Origin of the sequence: Shewanella sp. LZH-2 (genome assembly GCF_016859145.1) — a bacterium.
In the GTDB taxonomy this organism is placed as follows: domain Bacteria; phylum Pseudomonadota; class Gammaproteobacteria; order Enterobacterales; family Shewanellaceae; genus Shewanella; species Shewanella xiamenensis.
Genome location: NZ_CP069350.1, coordinates 1002342 through 1024779, shown reverse-complemented (window position 1 = coordinate 1024779; position 22438 = coordinate 1002342). Strand labels below are relative to the sequence as shown.

Annotated in this window: 18 protein-coding genes; 4 read left to right on the top strand and 14 right to left on the bottom strand. The window is 45.6% G+C overall.

The annotated features are described in order from the left end of the window. Positions 1 to 26 precede the first annotated feature (26 nt). On the top strand, positions 27 to 779 hold the full coding sequence (locus JM642_RS04660) for a thiol:disulfide interchange protein DsbA/DsbL (protein ID WP_203432992.1): 753 nt from the start codon (positions 27 to 29) through the stop codon (positions 777 to 779). Positions 780 to 851: 72 nt separating this feature from the next. On the opposite strand, the gene JM642_RS04655 is transcribed toward JM642_RS04660, so the two are convergent. The 3 genes from JM642_RS04655 to hemG form a co-directional block, all read right to left on the bottom strand. Next, the gene (locus JM642_RS04655; protein ID WP_203432990.1) at positions 852 to 1859 is read right to left on the bottom strand and encodes a DUF4382 domain-containing protein; all 1008 of its coding nucleotides are present in this window, start codon (positions 1857 to 1859) and stop codon (positions 852 to 854) included. A 236-nt stretch (positions 1860 to 2095) separates the two neighbouring features. Further along, positions 2096 to 2623: a cytochrome b/b6 domain-containing protein gene (locus JM642_RS04650; protein ID WP_037426111.1), complete on the bottom strand. Its 528-nt coding sequence runs from the start codon at positions 2621 to 2623 to the stop codon at positions 2096 to 2098. Positions 2624 to 2666: 43 nt separating this feature from the next. Continuing rightward, on the bottom strand, positions 2667 to 3188 hold the full coding sequence (gene hemG, locus JM642_RS04645) for a menaquinone-dependent protoporphyrinogen IX dehydrogenase (protein ID WP_037421655.1): 522 nt from the start codon (positions 3186 to 3188) through the stop codon (positions 2667 to 2669). 511 nt (positions 3189 to 3699) lie between these two features. Between hemG and JM642_RS04640 the strand changes: the two genes are divergently transcribed. Continuing rightward, positions 3700 to 4539 (top strand): TIGR03899 family protein, encoded by an 840-nt coding sequence (locus JM642_RS04640; protein WP_037426109.1) that lies wholly within the window; start codon positions 3700 to 3702, stop codon positions 4537 to 4539. 20 nt (positions 4540 to 4559) lie between these two features. Here JM642_RS04640 and cysC read toward each other — a convergent pair whose 3' ends face one another. The 5 genes from cysC to cobA form a co-directional block, all read right to left on the bottom strand. Then, a complete protein-coding gene (gene cysC / locus JM642_RS04635) occupies positions 4560 to 5177 on the bottom strand; it encodes an adenylyl-sulfate kinase (protein WP_037421649.1) in 618 nt (205 codons plus the stop codon). 43 nt (positions 5178 to 5220) lie between these two features. Further along, positions 5221 to 6945 carry an SLC13 family permease gene (locus JM642_RS04630; protein ID WP_069454355.1) on the bottom strand — a complete coding sequence of 575 codons (1725 nt, stop codon included), beginning with the start codon at positions 6943 to 6945 and terminating at the stop codon, positions 5221 to 5223. 3 nt (positions 6946 to 6948) lie between these two features. Continuing rightward, positions 6949 to 8391, bottom strand: coding sequence for a sulfate adenylyltransferase subunit CysN (gene cysN / locus JM642_RS04625; RefSeq protein WP_203432988.1), 1443 nt, complete (start codon positions 8389 to 8391; stop codon positions 6949 to 6951). Between the two features lie 131 nt (positions 8392 to 8522). Then, positions 8523 to 9431, bottom strand: a complete 909-nt coding sequence (gene cysD / locus JM642_RS04620; protein WP_011623816.1) for a sulfate adenylyltransferase subunit CysD — start codon at positions 9429 to 9431, stop codon at positions 8523 to 8525. 81 nt (positions 9432 to 9512) lie between these two features. Next, entirely contained in the window at positions 9513 to 10343 is an 831-nt protein-coding gene (gene cobA, locus JM642_RS04615; RefSeq protein ID WP_188869533.1) for a uroporphyrinogen-III C-methyltransferase, read from the bottom strand. Between the two features lie 422 nt (positions 10344 to 10765). Here cobA and JM642_RS04610 point away from each other — a divergent pair, with 422 nt between their 5' ends. Together JM642_RS04610 and JM642_RS04605 are read left to right on the top strand one after the other, a co-directional pair. Continuing rightward, positions 10766 to 11650 (top strand): phospholipase A, encoded by an 885-nt coding sequence (locus tag JM642_RS04610; protein ID WP_037421638.1) that lies wholly within the window; start codon positions 10766 to 10768, stop codon positions 11648 to 11650. 175 nt (positions 11651 to 11825) lie between these two features. Beyond that, entirely contained in the window at positions 11826 to 13373 is a 1548-nt protein-coding gene (locus tag JM642_RS04605; RefSeq protein WP_203432986.1) for a S41 family peptidase, read from the top strand. Positions 13374 to 13421: 48 nt separating this feature from the next. On the opposite strand, the gene JM642_RS04600 is transcribed toward JM642_RS04605, so the two are convergent. The 6 genes from JM642_RS04600 to JM642_RS04575 form a co-directional block, all read right to left on the bottom strand. Further along, positions 13422 to 15158, bottom strand: coding sequence for a hypothetical protein (locus JM642_RS04600; protein WP_188869529.1), 1737 nt, complete (start codon positions 15156 to 15158; stop codon positions 13422 to 13424). 261 nt (positions 15159 to 15419) lie between these two features. Continuing rightward, positions 15420 to 16139 (bottom strand): 2OG-Fe(II) oxygenase family protein, encoded by a 720-nt coding sequence (locus JM642_RS04595; RefSeq protein WP_172591523.1) that lies wholly within the window; start codon positions 16137 to 16139, stop codon positions 15420 to 15422. 93 nt (positions 16140 to 16232) lie between these two features. Then, complete coding sequence (gene mtgA, locus JM642_RS04590) at positions 16233 to 17009, bottom strand: monofunctional biosynthetic peptidoglycan transglycosylase (protein WP_188869525.1); 777 nt, start codon at positions 17007 to 17009, stop codon at positions 16233 to 16235. A 675-nt stretch (positions 17010 to 17684) separates the two neighbouring features. Beyond that, positions 17685 to 18482, bottom strand: coding sequence for a phosphoadenylyl-sulfate reductase (locus JM642_RS04585; protein WP_144345571.1), 798 nt, complete (start codon positions 18480 to 18482; stop codon positions 17685 to 17687). Beyond that, positions 18475 to 20172: an assimilatory sulfite reductase (NADPH) hemoprotein subunit gene (cysI, locus tag JM642_RS04580; protein ID WP_203432984.1), complete on the bottom strand. Its 1698-nt coding sequence runs from the start codon at positions 20170 to 20172 to the stop codon at positions 18475 to 18477. The genes JM642_RS04585 and cysI overlap by 8 nt, the downstream gene beginning before the upstream one ends. Positions 20173 to 20246: 74 nt before the next feature. Then, positions 20247 to 22067: an assimilatory sulfite reductase (NADPH) flavoprotein subunit gene (locus JM642_RS04575; RefSeq protein ID WP_203432973.1), complete on the bottom strand. Its 1821-nt coding sequence runs from the start codon at positions 22065 to 22067 to the stop codon at positions 20247 to 20249. Positions 22068 to 22438: the final 371 nt, after the last annotated feature.

Sequence of the window (22438 nt, the reverse complement as noted above, 5' to 3'; positions counted from 1 at the left end):
TCAATCTAACCGACTTTGAGGGTTCTATGATCAAACCAATCGCCTTGGCTGTCGCCTTAATCGTTGCACCATTCAGCAGTTTGGCCGCAAACTTTGTGGAAGGCACTCACTACACTCAAATTTCTGATAAAGTGCCGAGTAGTGAGCCTAAACTTACCGAGTTTTTCTCCTTCTATTGCCATAATTGCTTCAATATGGAAACCAATTATCTGCCTGATATCAAAGCTAACTTAAACAAGGGCATTGCATTTGATACTAAGCATGTCGACTTTATGAATAGTGCTTTAGGGACTGAAGTCATGCGTTCGCTGGCCGTCATCCAAGAGCTGGATAATAAAGACGCTCTAACCCATGCCATGTTCGCCGCGATCCAAGGAGAAGAAGGCGCTAATGGTCACGACCACAGCGCCCCTGGACATAAGCACGAATCGCAAATCAATAGCCGTGACGACATTAAACAAGTCTTTGCTAAGTTCGGTATAGACGCGGCGAAGTACGACAAACTTGCCGACAGTAAAAGCACAGATGAAAAGCTAGCCCTTTGGCGTGCCCAGCAAAACCAATTCCGCGTTGAAAGCGTGCCAGCCTTTATTGTTAATGACAAATATGCAGTTAACTTAAGCAACATCAGAACCTTAGACGAACTGATTGGCTTAATTAACTATCTTGCCGTCGAAAAAGATGCACAGGCACCTAAAAGTTCTGGTGGTAGCCTAAACTGGTTATTCTTAGCCTTTGCCGCTGCCGTCGCTCTTGGCCGTCAAAAGCGCTTGAGTTAACGTTAAGCGTCCGTATAAATCGCTCAATAAAAAACCAGCATTTCTGCTGGTTTTTTTTATGTCTCTCATAGCCTACGGAAAGTTACGCTCAGCAACACCTTTAGCCGTTACACTCACCCCGAGTTCTGCTGCATGAATAAAGAAAGGGGCTTCCACATCATCGGCATTATTACTGACATCAGGATCATCATTTTGCGCTAAACAGGTATACCCTAAGTTGTAATCACCTGCGACCACAAAACCAAATTCATAATCGTGACCAATGACTTGACCATTTGTATCTGTGATTTCATTCACCCTAGCCGCAGCGATTGGTGCAACTTCAGTGGCAGTATCTGCATCAGTTCTGAAATCCTGCATTTGCTCAAGCGTGGTATTAGCTGGATACAGATAGACCGCTGGTGAAAACACCGAACCACCCGCTGCCACTTCACAACCTTGCATCACGGTGGTACCAATGGTGCCTTTAATCGCCCCCACTTCGGACTGATTAAATAATTGCACCGAGGTAGGCTTCAGAGTCCAGTAATCTTTATTTCCGTGGGGATCCTGTAAGCCTTTACTGAGATCAAATTCGGCGACAAAGCTATTTACGCCCGCCGCAATCGTAAATGCTTTATTGAAAAATAATCGTCCAGTATCACTCTCTTCAGCGCCGACACCACCGCAAGAACCATTGCTGTTCGTCGTTAAACCATACAGGGTGTCATTGAAGGTTTGCACATGGGAGCTTTCACTATTCGCTACAGTGCTGTTTTTCATGTAAAGGCACATTTGGTATTCGCCGACAGGGATCGATTGACCACTCACCAATATTTCTACCGCACTGCCTTGAAAAGCTAATAAATCGACAAATTTGACGGCACCGTTAGGTGCGACATTGAATGAATAGCTACCCGTATCGTTCTTTAACACGACTTGTCTAAATGCAATAGTGACAGATTTTGCATCAGCGGGATTATCCGATACACCAAGGTTAAATGTCGCCATTTGTGGAACCGAGTCCTCGGAATCCGAGCCACCACAACCAAACAGTAAACCTGTCAACGCTATCGCTAGTGCACTTTTTTGAATATTCATAGGATACCTTCATTTAGCTTCCAAAAATTATTCTCAAAATCCTCATCCTCCCCAATCGCTTAAGTACACTGCTATCTGATATTGAAAACAGTGACTCAAACGTGTTTGGATGGACATGGAGAATTAAGTCTAGGAGTTGAGTGTGCAGTTTGTCGATGAACGTACGCTGAACATTTAAAACCAGCGATGATAACTAAAATAGAAAATGTATTCGTAGCAAACAATAGGAAACAAAGTTATTGCCTAATAAATTCAATAATATGTGTTGCGGCCAATATGATATGCAGTACTAAAAAGCCAATAAAAGCATCGGCACAAATTTGATGATAACCACGCCAAGTCATTGCCAGTGGTGTTCCTTGGTAAATAAACCATACAACGCCAGTTAATCCTGTCGCGACCAGCAGTATCATGCCAATCCCTTCGATACAACTAAACAAGCCTTTGCCACCGGCTACGGGGAGCTTGCCTTTAAAAAGGCCTTTAATATCCTGCACCAATTGTTCCCAATCGCCCACCAGCCAGGCAAAATACTGGTGCCATTTGCCTTGGAGGCTATTACGCAACAAAAATAAAATCCCTAACGCAGCACACACAAATCCTAGGTAAACATGCAGATAATCCCAAATGCTAGCATTAGCACGCAGGCTTCGACCGATAAAAATCCACGGACTGGTGCAGATGAGTAGACTTGCGGACAACACCAGCCAAACATGCAAACGCGCCAACAAAAAATCGAATATTAAGGTTAATTTGTTCGACATATAGGTTTACCCTCGACAATCAACGTGAGCCTCAACCGCTCGCTTAGGCTTGGTGGATTTGTAATCCAAACTCATGCACTTTTTGCCAGTCAGTGTATTCAACATTAGTAACAGGATCCGTGGGCCCCTTAGTTAACCACATGATAAAACGTATGATATTCCTATCAAATGCATTATATCCCTGATAATTCAAATTACCGCCAAACACTTGCAACAACTGAGGACGCCAAGTCGTTTTAGTTAAAAACGCCTGCATATAGGGATTAGTCTCAGGGGTATTTTTTTCAGGTTTACGGGCAACTAAACTCACAGAGAAAAATCCACCGACTTTTTGTGTCAGGATTTGCTGATGTTTCTGAATAAATTCATACAGCGCAGGATTATGTTTTCCGTGACGAATACTAGCGCCAATGATGATCTTATCGAAGGACTCCATCGCGGGGACGGCTTTTATATCAGCAATCACCACCGAATTACCTAACTCTTTGAGTTGCTGGGCTAACTGATTCGTGATCTTACGAGTTTGACCATGAACACTGGAGAAGATGATCAGAATTTTTTTCACTTAAGCCTCTATTATCTCAACAAAAATAAGAAAAAGCGGCCAGAAGAAAAACAAGTACGGCGGCCTTATGTTGACCTAAATATACCAATCAATATGATACTCAATGCCTCGCAATCCAGAAGGTAACCACAAGATAAACAATGCGCTTCTATGGATAGCGAGTCCGCTAGCGATATTTAGGTTTTCCACGCAAAAAGCAAACTGCCTATTACGATATTGCATACTAGGTGATTTAGTCATCTATTTACATGAAATAGATCACGGGCTTAGCGCCAAACCATCCCTCGATATTCGGTAATTCTAGCTTGCTCACAAAAATAAAAATCACCACTCTGAGGATCAAAATGTTACAAAATCAGCAATTCCAGCCCTAGTCTAGCAGGCGTGAATAAAAGCAAACCAACTCGGAGACTTAAAGCTAACAATCGACTAAGCTGGACACTTTTGGCAGAGCGGGTATTCTCCCTAATTTGCAATGTAAATTAGCAGACAAGTGATACAGGATTAAGGCATGAAGGATTCGGATATTTTAATGCTTGCGGATGAAGCCGCTCCCGCTGCGGAGGTCTCTGCCCGTAAAAAAGCCCTTTTACTTGGCCGTCAACTCGGCCTCGCCAGTGAGGAAGAATATCGCCCAGCCAATGCCTCGATTGCCGAACGCGCCCAGCATCGGCAGCGTAAACTCGCCAGCCAGTATCAGGCAAATGTTGAAACCATTTTCGCCCTCGCCTTAAGTTATACCTCTTCCGACATGACGGGGGTGGATCTCGATCCCGACTGGAGTCATCAATTTTTTCTGATGGCGGAGCAAATCCATAATCGAAAAATGCAGGACCTATGGGCACGTATTCTCTCTAGTGAAATCATCAACCCAGGAAACTTTAGCCTGCGCACCTTAGCGCTACTTAAGCAATTAACGCACAGAGAAGCGCAAATCCTCGAAAAAGCCCTAGGCATGGCAGCAAAAGTGAATAATGAGCAGCGCTTAAAACTCATTAGCGGCTATCGGCTCACGGGCGGGATTGGCCAATATTTTCGCAAGCATACCAACATCACCCTAGGTCTCTCGCAATTTGGTCTGCCCTACTCCAGTATTCTTACCCTAGTTGATGCGGGGATACTCCACAGCAGTGAGTTTGAAACGGGTTTACTCAATAGTAAAACCCCCATCCAACTCACTATGCCCGGTATTCAAATGAAGCTAACCCCTAAGAGCGGTAATTTGCTCTTTAGTTATTATCGATTAACACCTATTGGCGATGAACTAGCGCAGCTTGTGCTTCCTAAACAGGACCAAGAATACCTTAAAGCCCTTCAAGCCCTATTTGCCAAGGACTTTAAGATTGAATAACAAGCTGTTATAGACTGCTTCTATGCCAGCGCAGTGAGGCGATTTGGGCTAATAACATCGATTGCGGTTAAATAATCAATCAAAGCCCGAACTTGAGATGCTAAATCCCCTTTGCTGGTATCAATCGTCAACTCAGCGGAGAGCGGGGCCTCATAGGGTGATGAAATCCCAGTAAAATGTGCGATTTCGCCCTTGCGTGCTTTAACGTACAATCCCTTGGGATCACGCGCTTCACACACGCTAAGTGGCGTCGATACATGCACTTCGATAAATTGTCCAGCGGGGAATCTTGCACGTATGCTATCGCGCTCTTCTCGGGTGGGAGAGATAAAAGCTGATAACACCACCAAGCCCGCATCCACCATAAGTTTTGCTACCTCGCCAACACGGCGTAGGTTTTCATCCCTGTCGGCCACGCTAAAACCCAAATCTTTACATAGACCGTGGCGCACATTATCGCCATCGAGCAGATAGGTGTGAAAGCCCGCTTCAAATAATGCACGCTCAAGCGCACCTGCTAGGGTCGACTTACCTGCACCAGAAAGCCCAGTAAACCAAAGCAATACCGGATTCTGCCCCTTAAGTTTGGCTCTGGCTGCTTGGTCGACACTATGTTGATGCCACACTATATTGCTCATAAAAACTCCTCAAACCTTAATAAACCAACGACTAAAGGCATCGTTAAAACGGAAAGATGATCGGCACCATAAAAATCACAATCAGCGAATACAGTAGGGATAAGGGCAGCCCTAACCGTACAAAATCACTAAAACGATAGTTACCCGCATTAAACACCATCAAGTTGGTTTGATAACCATAGGGCGAAATAAAGCTAGCGCTAGCCCCAAACACCACAGCCATAATAAAGGGCCTTGGATCGACGCCATAATTCAGCGCCACCGCATAGGCGATAGGAAAAGCCAAGGCCGCGGCGGCGTTATTGGTGACCAGTTCAGTCAACAACAAGGTAACTAAATAAACCCCCACAAACGCCCCAAACACCCCGTAACCATTGATTGCGCCGAGTAAGCCTTGAGCGAGTCCCTCAGCAAGGCCTGTGCTCATCATCAGGTTCGCCAAACCCAAAGCGCTGCCCACAATCACGACTAACTCGAGCGGGAAACGGCGCTTAAGTTCAGATAAGGTTACGGCGCCAATGGCAAAGTAGCTGAGCAGCAATAGCACCAATCCTTTTGCCAAGGGTAAAATCCCCGCCAGACTCAGGCCAATCGTCAACACAAATCCGGCTAACACGATACGACTGCGTTTAGTGTCTAAACGCACATTCAAATCGAGTCCGCTGACGGCGGCAAATTCGGTACTTAGCTTAGCATTGGTGCTAAAACCATCCCCCGGCGTCAGCAGTAACACATCGCCCGGCTGCAATACGATATCGCCCAAGCCGCCCTTTAACGGATGATGGCCACGGCGAATCGCCATAACCGCCGCATCAAACTGCTCGCGAAAACGAGATTCCTTTAAGCTGCTGCCCACTAGGCTCGACGAAGGGGCCAATACCGCTTCGACTAGGTTTTGTCCCTTGGCCTGATGCTTACCAAACCAATCGAGGCCATCGAATTGATGCAACAGCTCCACCGACTCCACCGCGCCACTGAACCGCAGCACATCGTCCGCTTGCAATACTAACTGTGGCGGAACCGGACAAATACAAATACCGCTACGCTCAAGCTCGACTAAATAAAGCTTTTTTAGGGCTCTGAGCTTGTTGTCCACCACACTGCGACCGACTAAAGACGAGCCTTTAGCGACATGAGCCTCAAGTAAATAGGGCAGTGCTTCTTCGGTCGTTTCATCCCGTCTGTCGGGCAAGGTATTAGCCAGCATGATCAGTAGCGGAATGCCTAACAGTACAATCAACGCTGCAACAGGGGTAAACTCAAAGAAACCCAGCGCAGGTAAGCCCGCATTTTCCACAAACGAATTAACGATAAGGTTAGTGGAGGTACCAATCAGTGTGAGCGTTCCCCCAAGAATCGTCGCATAGTTAAGCGGCAGTAATAACTTAGCGGGCGCATGGGCCTGATTACGGCGCACTACCCCAATCAAAGATGCCACAACCGCAGTGTTATTGGTAAATGATGACAGCAGAGCCGTGGAAAATCCCAACTTTGCCATTGTCATCGCCAACGAGCTATTACCAATCACTTGGCTTAACTTTCCCAGCAATGAAGTCTTTTCCAGCGCTGTCGCCGCAAGCACCAATAACACTAATGTGACTAATCCCGTATTAGTAAAGCTAGTGAGCGCTGCGTCGAGCGTTACCATACCTAGGAGGTAACATATTAAAAAAGCAAATAAAAACAACACCGCAGGGTTTATGCGGCCAGCAATTAAGCCAGCCAACAACCCAAACAACACTATCGCCAATAGCCACAAGTCACTCACAAATTAGGCTCCAAGCTTTGAAATATCAATCGCTTGCCAGTGCGGGAAGTGTTTACGTACTAGCGCATTAAACTCCAGCTCAAAGGCACTAAATTGTGAAGACACTTGCTTGCTCACATGTTGACCTGATACCACCATCACCGCCGCCACAGTGGCATTGGATAAACGGTCAATCAGGATCATGCCGCCAGTATCACGTACCAGAGAATAGGCATCGAAAACGATATCTTCGGTCAGCTCTAAGGTCACGCGAGCGATGGCATTGAGCCCTAGTGTGTCGGCGCTGCTGCGCGCAAGTGTGTTCACATCAACCACATATTCTATGGTCGAGACTGAGGCTTGAGTCTTTTTACCCGCAACCTTGATGTCATATAACTGGCCGAGTTGTAGTGGTTTTTCATCCATCCACACGAGGTCAGCCACGATTTGGTTGGCAACCTGTGGCGCACTCTCTGGCAGAGCCAGTAAATCACCACGGGAAATATCGATTTCATCTTCTAAGGTGAGAGTGACGGCTTGCCCCGCCGTTGCCTCGGCCAAATCGCCATCGAAGGTCACGATACGCTCAACCTTGCTGCGTTTACCCGAAGGCAGCGCTACCACTTCATCACCCACCTTGATGACACCAGAGGCTAAAGTACCGGCAAAACCACGAAAATCCAGATTTGGACGCGACACATATTGCACCGGGAAGCGCACGGGTAAGGCACTCAGTTCACGTTGGGTATCAATGGTTTCTAACAATTCCAGTAATGTACCGCCCTGATACCAAGGGGTATGTAAACTTGGCTCGACCACGTTGTCGCCATTGAGTGCTGATAAGGGCACAAAGTGGATATCTAACTCACCAAAGCCTTTAACGAACTCACTGAAATCATTACGGATACGATTGAACACTTGCTCATCAAACCCGAGTAAATCCATCTTATTGACCGCGACCACAAAGTGGCGAATACCCAGCAAAGAGGCAATAAAGGCATGACGCTTGGTTTGGGTCTGCACGCCGTAACGCGCATCGACTAAAATCACCGCTAAGTCACAGGTTGAGGCGCCAGTCGCCATATTACGGGTGTACTGCTCATGACCTGGGGTGTCGGCGATAATGAACTTACGCTTATCACTTGAAAAATAACGATAAGCCACATCGATAGTGATGCCCTGCTCACGCTCAGCTTGCAGACCATCCACCAGCAAAGCTAAGTCGATTGCTTCGCCCGTTGTCCCCATCTTAGCGCTATCATTTTTTAAGCTGGCTAATTGATCTTCATAGATCTGCGCGCTGTCATGCAATAAACGACCAATTAAGGTGCTCTTGCCATCGTCGACGCTGCCACAGGTTAAAAAGCGCAACAAACCTTTATGTTGCTGCTGAGCTAGATATTCTTTAACCCCATGCTGGCTGATTTCAGCCGCCATACGATTAGTTTTATTGACCGCTTTATCCATCTTTATCTCACTCTTATCTTGCTCAACTGTTCGTGAAGTCTGCTGGTACTTGATTGCTCTAAAAGCCTTCATCGGGACATTCACGAAATCGGTTTAATCTGTCTCTGAACCTTCGCTCGAAATGCCTTAGTTTAGAAATAACCTTGGCGTTTCTTCTGCTCCATCGATGCACTCTGGTCCGAGTCAATCAACCGCCCTTGGCGTTCGCTCGAGCGAGTTAGCAGCATTTCTTCGATGATTTTTTCGAGATTGTCCGCCTGCGAATGCATCGCCGCCGTTAATGGATAGCAACCTAAGGTTCTAAAACGCACCACCTCATGCTTGATAGTTTCGCCTTCTTCGAGTTTCATGCGCTCATCGTCGGCCATAATTAACTGACCGCCACGCTCAACCACAGGGCGCTCGGCGGCAAAATACAGTGGTACTAACTCAATGTTTTCTTGATAGATATATTGCCAAATATCGAGCTCGGTCCAATTCGATAATGGGAAGACACGAATACTTTCGCCCTTGTTCACCGCGCCGTTATAGGTGCGCCACAGTTCGGGGCGCTGATTCTTAGGGTCCCATCTATGGTGGCGATCGCGAAACGAATACACCCGTTCTTTCGCGCGGGATTTTTCCTCATCACGACGCGCACCACCAAAAGCGGCATCAAAACCATATTGGTTTAAGGCTTGTTTTAAGCCCTGGGTTTTCATGATGTCAGTGTGTTTTGCACTGCCATGGTCGAAGGGGTTAATCCCTTGGGCAACGCCTTCTGGGTTAGTGTGAGTTAATAATTCAAAGCCAAATTTTTTCGCCTGCGCATCACGAAAGGCGATCATCTCTTTGAATTTCCAGCCCGTATCCACATGCAGCAAGGGGAATGGGATCTTGCCGGGATAAAAAGCTTTACGCGCAAGATGTAACATCACCGAAGAATCTTTTCCGATGGAATACAACATGACTGGATTATCGAATTCGGCTGCGACTTCCCGAATGATCTGAATGCTTTCGGCTTCCAGTTGTTGTAAGTGGCTTAATTCACGCCCGGCCATACTCTTCTCCGTTTACCTAAAATGGGCTGCGACAGGCAGCTGGATTTAACTTAACTATTTCTAAAAAATGTTCTGATTTAACTAAATTTTTGCTGCAACTTTGGTCGTATTTAAAGCGTCAAGCGGCAGCTGGCCTTCGCCCTTGGGCTGAAACCAATTTAAGGTTTCGGACAACCCCACCACTTCGCCAATAATCATTAATGCGGGCATTTGCAACTGCGGATCAGCAGCAAGTTGTTCGAGTGAATCTAATTGCCCAATAAAACGTTGCTGCGACTGAGTGGTCGCCTTCGAGACGATGGCCACTGGTGTCTCTGGGCTACGACCTGCGTTGATTAACCCTTGACGGATAATGCCCGCGTTTAAAATCCCCATATATACAACTAAGGTATTGTTGGGATTAGCATAACCCTGCCAATCCATCGGACGGCTTTCGAGCTGACAATGACCAGTGATGAACGTTACCCCTTGGGCGTAATCCCTATGGGTTAATGGAATGCCCGCATAGGCCGAAGTGCCGCTGGCGGCGGTAATCCCGGGAACCACTTCAAATTCGACGCCCGCTTCGACTAAGGTTTGTAACTCTTCACCACCGCGACCAAAAATAAACGGATCGCCGCCCTTGAGGCGTACCACGTTTTTACGGGTATAGGCTTTCGTCACCAGTAACTGATTAATTTCATCTTGCGCCGCGCTATGCTTGCCTGCACGCTTACCGACGGCAATTTTTTCAGCATCTTTAGGGATCAAATCGAGGATATCTTGGCTGACGAGCGCATCGTATAACACCGCATCGGCAGACTTTAGAATGCGCCACGCTTTAAGGGTTAATAACTCCACATCGCCGGGGCCCGCACCAACCAGCCAGACTTTGCCCTTAGCGCTTTGGCCTGGTAAAGATAAAATTTCCATCACATTCCCCGATATGAGATCAATGTGTAGCAATATAGCGCCAGTTATATTCCATAATAAATATAAAATCATTAATTGTTATATCAAAAAGAAATAACAACCGAATTTGAATTAAGCCAGTTAACTATAAACGAGGTTGGCAAAAGCACCATACTGGCTAAAATAAGTTAATCATTTGAAATAACTAAATAAAACGTGATAACAGGGCGAATATGAATGCAACCTAAACTTGCATCACCTCACATAACAGCACTATGTTATTGCTAAAAAATCTACTCAGTCAGCGCGTTAACGCATAAGAAGAAATGCAGTTTCACTCAAGTTAAGTAGTACAAGTGACAGTATTTCTCACAAAAGATCCACAGACTAATGTTAAGCTCGGTAAATAAAGATAAAGCAAACAGACACATCAAGGAGAGTCGATGTCCCCATTTTATCAAGGTATCGCATTAATCGGACTGCTAACTTGTACAGGGTTACAGGCAGAGGAATCTTTAATCAAAGATCGCGTTAAGGATGAACTAGCGACTTCAGAGCGCCCATTTGTAATAACGCCGCATAAAGTCAATTACATTTTACCCGCGACCTATAATCCCGATCCGAATATGAAACCCTATGCAGGGGAGGCCGCCGGAACAAACTATGAACTCGATGAAATGGAAGCTAAGTTTCAGATAAGCTTTAAGTTTCCAATTTGGTACAATGTCTTTGGTGATAATGGTCACCTATTTTTTGCCTATACTAATCAATCCTATTGGCAGGTATACAATAAGGAAATATCTTCACCCTTTCGTGAAACAAACCACGAACCCGAAATCTTTATGCTATTCAATAATGATTGGAAAATTGGCGGTGTGACAAACTCGTTTTGGGGATTGGGCGCTGTCCACCAATCTAATGGTAAAGCAGGTTTATTATCCCGTAGTTGGAACCGCATCTATGGCACGATGATCTTTGATGCTGGCCCACTGGCGTTTTCAACTAAGGTGTGGTGGCGCATTCCTGAGGATGAAAAAACAGACATCCACCAAGCCCGTGGCGATGATAATCCCAATATTGATGAGTATATTGGCAATGCCGAATTTGTTGGCGTGTATGGGATTGATGAACATAGATTCACTCTCACCGTTAAAACTAACTTTAAAGATATTGACCGAGGTTCAGCAGAGATCACTTGGAGCTATCCCATCATAGGTAACTTACGCCTTTATACTCAATACTTTAATGGCTACGGTGAAAGCCTGATCGACTATAACCACCATAATCAACGTATTGGGATCGGTGTATCACTCAACGATATTCTCTAGGACGTGACACAGCACAAAAAACAGCCATAATTCTATGCTGACACAAACAAACTGCTGCTAAATTGCTCAAGTGCGAGCAACCTAAGGGAGCTTAATGATGATTTTTATTGCCAACAGCGGTATTTACATCGATAGTCGCACACCTTTTTAGCAGTAAGGGTCATCATGGAGGAATATGAGTTTTAGCTATCGAACGGTAATAACTTTGCTGAGCATGATTATTTGCGCGAGCCTTATAAGGCTCGCGTTTTTTGCTATTCCTGAAAAAGAACAACCCACGTTAACGGCAAAAGATATTCGCCAAGATCTCTATATCCTGCTCAATCAAATTGAACAACACTCCGCATTTTATGCGTTGGATCCACAACATAATGACAACCAACTCGAACGACTTGCTGGACTGATGACTGAGCAATACCAAGATCTTGTTCCTACAGAACGGTTCGCAGCTGAGCTTACAAAACTGCTTAACGCCTTAAAAGATCCTGGTGCTCAAGTTGCGAAGGTTGACAATAGTAGCGCCGACTTACCCTTAACACTGAGACCCGTCAACGAACAATGGCTTGCCTTAGACCATAAAAATAATCCTATTAGTGCCGAGTATCCTTTTATCACCCATATTGATGGCATCCCCTTAAGTAAGTGGATTTCAGCCAGCCAAGCCTATCTGTCAGAGCCTGCAAAAAATAGCCAAGAAATGCAGCTGATTTGGCTTAAACGACTCAACCTACTGCGGGAAGACTTAGGCTTAAGCATCAAACCTTATGTGATTATTAGTTTGATAAATGATGATTTGCAGACAACGCAGGTCACTATTGCCCTGCCTCCCCCTTCTAAAACGATAGTTAAACCGATTGAAGACGACACAGAGATAAGCTTTGAACGCCTACTCACTCAACTTGATGACTTAGGGCCGGCTACGGTCTCAAAACCTGACTATTCACTAGAACAGATAAATCCAACCACGGCTCGACTCAAAATAGATGACCTCTATGCTTTTGAACTCGATAAAATACAACAAGAAGAGTTACGTAAAGGTATGGAGCAACCATTACTGATTGTCGATCTCAGGCAAGCGAAGGGATTTAGTCCTAAGTTACTGACCATGCTCTCGCGTTATCAGGATATGCCCGCCATGGACATATCACCTCATTCAGCGGTCGAAAAAATCATGGGATTTGCCCATTATCGACGCTCGCCAGAGCTTAGAAACGATTATTTAAAACCGTTGAATTTTAAACCGCTTGATGAACTTGAACTCAGCCCTGCGCGACTTAACGTGTTGACACGGCGGCTACCAACTATCGATAAAAGCCGATTTAGTCCTTGGTTTGTTCGTACCAAACCTGAAGTCCTCACCGAAGGCAATAATCGTCTTGCACTGCTTGTTAGTCCCTTGTGTAAGCAAGAATGCGAGTGGATCGCCTACCGGACTAAAGCATGGTCGAGAGTGAATTTAATCGGCGAAAAAACCTCAGGGGATTTTGCCAGACAATATCAATTTACCTTGCCAAATAGTGACTTAGAGATTCGATTTAGTAGCTCTCTCACCTATGATGCTAAAGGCGAGTTGCTGTCGGGAAAAGGCACTGAGCCCGATATTTGGTTACCACAAAACAATGATATTGAATGGCAAGGACTCGTAAGTTTAGTTAAATCAGCCAAACCCAAAGCCGTAGATCCAACTAACGGTCGACAAACCAAATTAGCCCAATCTCATTAGTAAAAAGCCAGCAATTTGCTGGCTTTGAAATGTGGTGGAGTGATAAGTTTATTTCTTATCGCTTGCCTTTGAGTTCATCACAGAGCCAAAAACCAGACCTTGTTTATTCACATCAAAGCTCATTTGCACGCGCATATTATAGTCTTTCAATGCTTGCAGCTCTTCAGGCACTGGTTCACCGGTCATTTCTAACAGCGTCAGCACTGGGGTAAACATCTTACCGTAGTCGGCTGACATGCTGTAAAGGCCATTGGCTGATGGTTTTTCGCTCGCCAGTTTATTGGCTAACGCTAAACCTTTATCGCCAGAGTAAACCACTAAGTGTTGTCCCTTAATCGCCAACATCGGTTTGATATTAAGTTCTGGCGGCAACATTAATAGTGGAGATAAATCAGTGGGTTCACCATTATCCGCGACTTGCAGTTCAGCCAACATAGGGGCAAAAGGCTTAACCATGTTGAATAACATTGAAGGATTATCAGCGGTTAAACTGATTAAGGCATCTAAACTTTCGAGTTTAGGCTCTTGATCCTGTGAACTCATCTTATAGTCGAGTAATGACACACTCAGGCCTTTAACACCATTAGCCATGCCGGTAAACATACCCAACATCGCAGGGCTTTGCTGGCTTAATTCAGCCTGTAGCTCGGCCAGAGGCGCACAGGTCAACTGCGGCTTTTGCAGATCATCCCAAATCGCGGTGAGCGAAGGCGCTACTTCATTAACATCAATCCCAAGGCCCATCGAGAAAATAGTGCTGTTAATATCCGCTAAATGGGTTGGAATAAAGCCGCGCATTTTTTGTAATGCCGTTAAAATTGCTTGGTTTTTGCTTTCAATCACAAAAGAAGCCGCCATATGGCTTTCTTTTTCAGTCGACGTGAATGCGGTTAAACCTCCAACTGTGCGCGGCCAGTTAGCCGCAATCGCGGTTAACTCAGTGCGACATTCTGGTGTACGGATTTGCGCTAACGGATCTTCACCTTGGCCTTCTTCTGCTAAGAACTTGGTGAGCTGTTTAGCTAACATATTGCCATCTTGAGAGGTTATCGCTTTAACAATCTCAACATGGTTGATAAAGCTGATGCTATCGTCCATAAAACCATGGGTTTTAATGATCTCTTGCAACATGCCAGATGCGGCTAAAGATTGGGCGGGTTTCTTCAATCCTAAAGCCATTTCCAATACTTCAGGCTCGATAGAGGAAGCCGAGAATGTGACCGTTAAAATGCCATCTTTATGGGCAAATAATAGGTCAGCTTTATCAGTTGAGCCTTCTTCGGCAAACGAATAAGCACGGTAGTCAATCCCTGCTAAAGTACGCTTTTCGTGGGTATAACCACTTTCTTGTTCGGCTTTATCCAGCACAGCCCAGAATGCATCAATTTGATTAATATCTGTTTTAAGAACAGGCACTACGCCTAAGGTATAAAAATAAGGCTTGATCTCATTCGGTAAACCGAAAGTCTTAAGCAATGCGGTAGGATCTTTCATTCCATCCATATATTGCTTGTAAATACTCACAAAAAACTTAGCCATTGGGCTATCCAAATCGCCTAACTGAGCTAAGGAATCAGTTGAATATTGCTGGTAATTGCTAGAAATCGATTGCAGGTAGTTTTTCAGTGGAAACGGCTTTAACTGGCCAGTAAACACAGGGGTATCGGCTGGAATATAATCTAGCAAAGGATTGGCTGAAGCACTCGAGCTACTTCCGTGTTGAGTGTACCAATAAGCACCCGCCCCCGCTGCAATAATTGCCGCAGCAATAACAATCTTTTTCATCTAAAACTCCATTTAATTACCGTCAAAGTGACAAAAATAATACCGAAAGCACTTACCTTCGGCATTTAAATACTGACCTATTGTCATTCCTTATTACATCAACATTGCAAAATCAAAAGCTTATTATAACTAATCTTGAGAACGGATAAGCTAAGAAATAACGAATAGCAAATAAGAACTCATTAATATGCAAAAATCCGCGATAATCTACCATTAAAACGTCTTTGACGCTAATCGCGGCATGTGTCAGAAGCTTCCTATTTACTGGTTACTGGGCGCAATCGTTCGAAACCATCCTGTTACAGAAAAGCGTGGTCGTTTTGCAAACGGCGCGACAAATGAAACAGAGTGAGGATGGTGGACATCGAATAATGCCAAATTATTAAAGGTTGGCACCCAGGTATCAGTCAGCACACCTTTAGGAGTATAAAACTGCAGCAGACCACCCCAATCAGGATGCCATTCTGGAGTAAAGCCAAAAACAAAAGCAACTTTACGACCCTCACTTTCGACAACATCATTATGTCTTGTTAAGAAATTCCCCTGAATATAACGACTCGCCTGCAGTGAGGCATAACAAATACCTTCAATGCCCGTAATCGTTTGAATAAATTTAAACATGTCAGGGCTGTTAATAAAACGATGTAGCGATGTAAGTAATTCAGGTGAAGGCTTTCCATCTAAGCCACCTACGAGATGACTTCCATATAAAAAACCAATCCCATTTGCAGCATTGTGTAATATTTTTTGCTGTAAATCTTTCTGAGCTTCAATCGGTAATTGGCGTATTTGTTGATCCGACACTCTCATTGGCTTATTGTCGACAAACATTGCATTATCAAAACTCACTTCACTAGCAAGTGTGTTAGCAATGACAGCTGCGGTTTCATTCTGCCAGACGTGTTGAATATTGATTTTTGCATCTCTAGCATATTCTTCACGCAGTGAAGCCATATCTCGCTCAAAATTAAACTCAAACATCGTTTATTCCTTGGATCATTCGAACGTCTAACACTCATCCTACTCATCAGAGATGCATAATTACAATTTAATAACAAAATCACAATCGCAAATTTATTGTGCCTCACCGACTTTTTTGAGTGTCACCTCACCTAACTGACGCATTTGCTTGCGGATCCAAGCGGAACGTTGTTCAACATAGGAAGAAGGGGGGGAGACTTTATAACGCCAAGGGTTTGGTAAAACTGCAGCCAATAATGACGCCTCATAACGAGTTAATTTAGCTGCACTCTTGCCAAAATAATGCTTTGCTGCCGCTTCGGCACCATAAATCCCCGGACCAAATTCAACAATATTCAGGTATACCTCAAGGATACGCGCCTTATCCCAAAACAGTTCCATTAACAGGGTAAACCACGCCTCTATGCCCTTACGGATAAAACTACGGCTCGACCACATAAACAGGTTTTTTGCCGCTTGCTGGCTTAAGGTACTGGCCCCACGAACCTTTTTACCTTTTTGATTGTATTCGATGGCCGAACTAATCGCGTCTAAATCAAAACCACTGTGGCCAGCAAACTTTTGATCTTCTGCGGCAATCACGGCTAATTGCAGCTCAGGGGAGATTTGCTCAAGCGAGCGCCATTGATGCCTAACCTCAGTAATCGGTGCTGGCGGAAACAACGCCCGCTCTATTCGCCAACTCCACATCGGAGGATCGATAAAACGGAGTAGTACCACACTTAAAATAGAGGTGAAAAATAAACCCAAAACCAATTTGGCTAACCAAGTGAATACACGCTTAACACCGCGCATCTTAGGCTTAGGGGTTGGATGATTAACTTGGGGACGATTGACATGATCGCGCATGGCATACAAAGGGGCGGTCATTTAATTATCCTCATCAATCACGCCGTCCAAACTAACTGTTAGTCTAAGAGATTTTTTGCTTACAGTAGAATAGCAAAGTGTAAGCCGATGATAGTAAGTCATAAACTGCAAAAAACCGAGCTGAATTGAATGAGGAAGATAAATTAATGATGCCACAAATTTGGCTCAACCTCGGCAGCTTTGACCACAGCTGACCGAGGTGAAAATGACTGATTAACAAGCGCTAGCAAGTCAATCAAACTGCTGGATACTCGCAGCGGCGAGCAAGGTCCTTTGGAAGTGCTACTGTTTTCCGTCTCGTTATATCGTTACACAGCAAACTAAGCCCATAAATAACGATATTCAACAACTTAACTTGGCAAAATACCGACTAATCCGTATCTGCGCAGTAAACTCCCTCAAAACCATCTACGGGAACTTTGTAATATAGCTCAGAACATTCTAATGTGCATAACCCTGTGAGTAAAAATGTACAAAAAATTTAACTCAGGCAAACACATCTTAACTAACTCTATGAAAATACAATTTATCTGACTTTGATGACGGCAGAATGACATACTAAATACCTTAACGGCCAAACCGCTTTAAAATTAAGCAAAACACTCTTTTGGCGGCATAAAATAAAAAATGCCACAGGGAATACTGTGGCATTTTTCTATAGAATCAAACAATTGGCTATATTTCGTAATGCAAACCGCACTCACGTTTTAAGCCATTAAAGCGCGTTTCTTCCTCTGTCATCCCTAATTCTAAGGGTTTAGTAGAATGGGTATCCCCAACAGAAACATAACCTTGCTCCCATAGAGGATGGTAAGGCAAGTCAAATTGAGTCAAATACAGATGCACATCTTTGTTCGACCATTCGATAATCGGCAGCAGCTTAAAGCGAGTACCGTGGATAGCCAATATCGGTAACTCTTCGCGAGTGCTCGACTGGCTCCGGCGAAGTCCCGCAAACCAAGTGCCTACTTCAAGTTCCGCCAAAGCACGTTGCATCGGCTCCACTTTATTCAGTCGATTGTAACGTTCAAGACCCTCTAAGCCCTGCTCCCACAATTGGCCAAAGCGCGCCTCCTGCCATGCCGCCGTCATCGGCGCTTGGTAAACCTTAAGGTTTAAGGATAAACGCTCGGTAAGCTGGTCAATAAACTGATATGTCTCAGGAAAGAGGTATCCAGTATCCGTTAAAATCACCGGAATATCCGATTGCACCTGACTCACCATATGCAACATCACCGCCGCCTGGATCCCAAAACTGGATGACAGCGCGTGATTACCCGGCAAATAGGCTAAGCCCCAGAGCACTCGCTCTTGAGCCGTCAAGCCAGCTAAGAAGCGATTAATACGTTCCAGTTCCGCTTGCTGCACATCTTTAGGTGCCGTCAGCAGCGCTTTAAGTTCGCTACTACTTACCACGCTCTGCAACGCGTTCGGCAAGCCGGACCCCGTCACCCCAGAATGAAGATCAGCCATGGAAATCCTTAGCGGCATCGATAACCGCCTTCACCACGCCCACGCGGACAGTGAAGTTACCAAAGGTTTCGCCTGCATTTCGCTCAATCGCGTAGCGGGCAAATAATGCATCCAATTCAGCAAGGATCTCAGCCTCTTGGATATTCTCTCTATACATCTTATTCAAGCGAGTGCCTTCGAAGTTCGCCCCGAGATACAGGTTGTAGCGACCCGGCGCCTTACCCACAAGACCGATTTCGGCGGCAAATGGACGGGCACAACCGTTTGGACAGCCCGTCATACGTACCACAATGGCTTGATCGCTAATGCCATTTTTAGCCTGCAGTGCATCAATATGATCAATAAACTCAGGGAAATAACGCTCAGCTTCCGCCATCGCCAATGGACAAGTTGGCAAGGCCACACAGGCAATTGAATGACCACGGGTTTGTGTCAACACTTGGCCGAGTAAACCGTGTTTACGGGCAAGCCCTTCGATAGTCGCTTTATCCTCGGGCGCCACACCCGCGATAATCATATTCTGGTTTGAGGTCATACGGAAATCACCCTTGTGGATCTTAGCGATTTCACGCATACCAGTTTGTAAGCTCTTACCCGGCAAGTCTTTGATACGGCCGCTTTCGATAAACAGGGTTAAATGCCACTTACCATCGACACCTCCTACCCAGCCGTAACGATCGCCGCGATCGCCAATCACCACATCGCGCTTGGGTTCAAACTTAACGCCGGCACGGGCTTCCACTTCGGCCTTAAACTTTTCATAGCCATGGTCGACGATGGTGTATTTCAGGCGTGAACGCTTACGGTTGGTACGATTACCCCAGTCACGCTGCACTGTCATCACAGCTTCGGCAAACTTCATCACATCTTCAGTTTTGATAAAACCAAAGTCATCGGCTAAGCGTGGGAAGGTTTCTACCTCTCCGTGGGTCGAGCCCATGCCGCCACCTGCGGTCAGGTTAAAACCGACTAATTCGCCATTTTCAGCCACGGCAATAAAGCCTAAGTCGTTAGTGTAGACATCAACATCGTTATCAGGCGGTACGGCCACGGCCATTTTAAACTTACGTGGTAAGTAGGTTTTGCCGTATACAGGTTCTACGGTTTCGTCTTCGGTGGTCAGTAACTTCTCTTCATCTAACCAAATCTCGGCGTAAGCACGAGTGTGCGGCAGCAGATGATCAGACAGCTTTTTCGCCACTTCATAGGCCTGCGCATGCAGCTTAGATTCCACCGGATTCGGGTTACACATCACGTTACGGTTAACGTCACCACAGGCAGCGATAGAATCCAGAGCCTCACGGTCCAAACCTTGAATAATGGTCTTGAGATTACGCTTTGGAATACCGTGGTATTGGAACGTCTGACGCGTCGTTAAACGAATACTGTTAGAGCTGGTGAGCGTCGAAGCAATTTCATCTACGCCTAACCATTGCTTAGGTGTACACACACCGCCAGGCACGCGGGCACGTAACATAAAGCTATATAAAGGTTCGAGTTTTTGCTCTTTGCGCTCGTTACGCAAATCACGGTCATCCTGCTGATAGAAGCCGTGGAACTTGATCAATTGCTGATCGCCGTCGCTAAAACTGCCCGTCACCGAGGAGTCTAATCCCTCTTTAATGGTGCCACGCAGATAATCACTGTCGGTCTTTAGGTATTCGTTTAATGCTAACTTTTGCTCACTCATGGCAACTGCCTCTTAAAATTCGGTCGGCGGCAGTATCTCAGTGGATACTGCTCTCTATCTTTGGGATCGATTAATTAGTACACGTCTTTTTGGTAACGTTTATGACTGCGCAGGGTCTCGAAATATTCTTCCGCCGCCTCGCTAGACAGTCCGCCAAACTCCACCGCAACCGCTAATAAGGCTTGGTGTACGTCTTTAGCCATACGCTCGGCATCACCACAAATATAAAGATGCGCGCCGTTTTGCAGCCATTGCCACAGGGCTTGCCCCTGCTCTTTAATGCGGTGCTGCACGTAAATCTTATGGGCTTGATCCCGTGAAAATGCCACATCGATACGGGTTAAATCGCCGTTTTTCAGATACTGTTGCCACTCAGTTTGATACAGGAAGTCCTGCTCAAAATGCGGGTTGCCGAAGAATAACCAGTTATCGCCCTCAGCGCCTTGTGCCACGCGCTCCTGCATAAAGGCGCGAAACGGCGCAACCCCGGTGCCAGGACCAATCATGATGACCGGCGTTTGTGGATCTTCAGGTAAACGGAAATGCTTATTCGGTTCAACATACACTTTTACTTCGGCGCCTTCCTGCGCCGAGGCTAAGAAGTGAGAAGCACCGCCAAAACGCGTTTGCCCTTGATGTTCATCTTCCACCAATGCCACGGTTAAATGCACTTCCGTATCAACCTCACTCTGGCTCGAGGCGATGGAGTAGAGTCTTGGCGTTAATGGGCGTAATAATTCCACTAACTTGTTTGTATCGAGATTAGCGTCAGGCTTGAGCTTGTAATTAGCCACTAAGTCGGCAAACTGATGATGTAAGATAAACTGACGAACCTGCTCTTTATCTTCGCTAATAGCAAGTAGCTCAGGACTTGCGGACAACTCGGCCCAAGTTTTGACTAAACCAGGATACAACTGCGTCAGTTCTTTCTTGTCGATCAAGGCTTGCTTGAGGCTGATTGACTCATTAGCGACAGTCACCTTGGTATCGGCCGCTAACCCTAAGCCCGCTAAAATCTCATCGACTAAGGTTTCGCTATTGCTAAACCACACCCCAAGGGCATCACCGACTTCATAGCGTAAGCCTGATTCACCTAAATCAATTTCAACGTGGCGCACATCTCTGTCTGAACCGCGTCCGGTGATCTTTTGGCTCACCAACACTTCGGCACTGTAAGGGTTTTGCTTAGTAAATTCGCCCTCGCAGGCAACTTGCGCCGAAGTTGAATTAATTTCATTCAGTGCCACCACATTAGCCGTGGTTTGAATGAGTGGCTTAACCGCAGTAAGCACATCGGCGTGCCACTGTCCGGCCGCAGCCTCATAGTCCACATCACACTCAACCAGAGGCAGCAGCGCTTTGGCGCCTAATGCCGAAAGACGAGCATCGAAGTCTTTACCTGTTTGGCAGAAAAACTCATAGCTTGAATCGCCCAGCGCCAACACAGAGTAATGTAAGTTGTTTAATTGAGGTGCGCGTTTTGATGCTAAAAACTTATGTAATTCAATCGCATCATCCGGCGCTTCACCTTCACCATGGGTACTAACCACCAGCAATAACAAAGTTTCTTGCTTGAGCTGGCGCACATTGTATTCACCCATGGAGGCTAAATTCACGCTATAGCCCTGTGCTTTAGCCTTTTCGGCCAAGGCTTTGGCAATGCCACGACCATTGCCTGTTTGGCTGCCATAGAGAATGGTTACAGTCTGCGCTGCCTGTGTATCAGACACTGGCACTAGCTGGGCTTGATTCCCTCCCGCATTGGCCGTTGCGGCTAAATAACCACTCACCCAAGCAAGTTGCACGGCATTTAATTCCGCGGTGAGTTGTTTCAGCTTGTCGACCTGCGGTTGCGACAGGGGTGAAGCCAGTGATGAAAGTTCTTTTAACAGCATGAGACGGCCCTATGACAGTGTAATGCCCAGCAGATTAACGTGGATTTGGAAAAGCAAAAAAGAATAAAATTTGATTTTTAATTCCATTTTGGAATATACAAAGTGCAAAAATTAAGCTACAAAAGTGTGCACTGGTTAAAACTTTTTGATACGACCAGTGCAGAATCGACTAGCTTGAGCAATATGCGCTTGTGTCAAACCAAAGTATTGCCACAATGGTACGAGCCTGCAGTACAGTGACCTTTTGTTGCTCGCTAAGAAGTTTGTTTTAAAAAACAAATTTTATACCAAGTTTGAATGCGCTAACTAACTGCCACAATTGAACAGACGAGTTCATTCTTATCGCGGCCTAGCCCTACCTAGGTTTAGCT

Excerpts from the sequence above, each read along its gene's own strand:
- JM642_RS04660 (WP_203432992.1), top strand. The coding sequence starts at position 27 with ATGATCAAACCAATCGCCTTGGCTGTCGCCTTAATCGTTGCACCATTC.
- JM642_RS04655 (WP_203432990.1), bottom strand. The coding sequence starts at position 1,859 with ATGAATATTCAAAAAAGTGCACTAGCGATAGCGTTGACAGGTTTACTG.
- JM642_RS04650 (WP_037426111.1), bottom strand. The coding sequence starts at position 2,623 with ATGTCGAACAAATTAACCTTAATATTCGATTTTTTGTTGGCGCGTTTG.
- JM642_RS04640 (WP_037426109.1), top strand. The coding sequence starts at position 3,700 with ATGAAGGATTCGGATATTTTAATGCTTGCGGATGAAGCCGCTCCCGCT.
- cysC (WP_037421649.1), bottom strand. The coding sequence starts at position 5,177 with ATGAGCAATATAGTGTGGCATCAACATAGTGTCGACCAAGCAGCCAGA.
- cysN (WP_203432988.1), bottom strand. The coding sequence starts at position 8,391 with ATGGATAAAGCGGTCAATAAAACTAATCGTATGGCGGCTGAAATCAGC.
- cysD (WP_011623816.1), bottom strand. The coding sequence starts at position 9,431 with ATGGCCGGGCGTGAATTAAGCCACTTACAACAACTGGAAGCCGAAAGC.
- cobA (WP_188869533.1), bottom strand. The coding sequence starts at position 10,343 with ATGGAAATTTTATCTTTACCAGGCCAAAGCGCTAAGGGCAAAGTCTGG.
- JM642_RS04610 (WP_037421638.1), top strand. The coding sequence starts at position 10,766 with ATGTCCCCATTTTATCAAGGTATCGCATTAATCGGACTGCTAACTTGT.
- JM642_RS04605 (WP_203432986.1), top strand. The coding sequence starts at position 11,826 with ATGAGTTTTAGCTATCGAACGGTAATAACTTTGCTGAGCATGATTATT.
- JM642_RS04600 (WP_188869529.1), bottom strand. The coding sequence starts at position 15,158 with ATGAAAAAGATTGTTATTGCTGCGGCAATTATTGCAGCGGGGGCGGGT.
- JM642_RS04595 (WP_172591523.1), bottom strand. The coding sequence starts at position 16,139 with ATGTTTGAGTTTAATTTTGAGCGAGATATGGCTTCACTGCGTGAAGAA.
- mtgA (WP_188869525.1), bottom strand. The coding sequence starts at position 17,009 with ATGACCGCCCCTTTGTATGCCATGCGCGATCATGTCAATCGTCCCCAA.
- JM642_RS04585 (WP_144345571.1), bottom strand. The coding sequence starts at position 18,482 with ATGGCTGATCTTCATTCTGGGGTGACGGGGTCCGGCTTGCCGAACGCG.
- cysI (WP_203432984.1), bottom strand. The coding sequence starts at position 20,172 with ATGAGTGAGCAAAAGTTAGCATTAAACGAATACCTAAAGACCGACAGT.
- JM642_RS04575 (WP_203432973.1), bottom strand. The coding sequence starts at position 22,067 with ATGCTGTTAAAAGAACTTTCATCACTGGCTTCACCCCTGTCGCAACCG.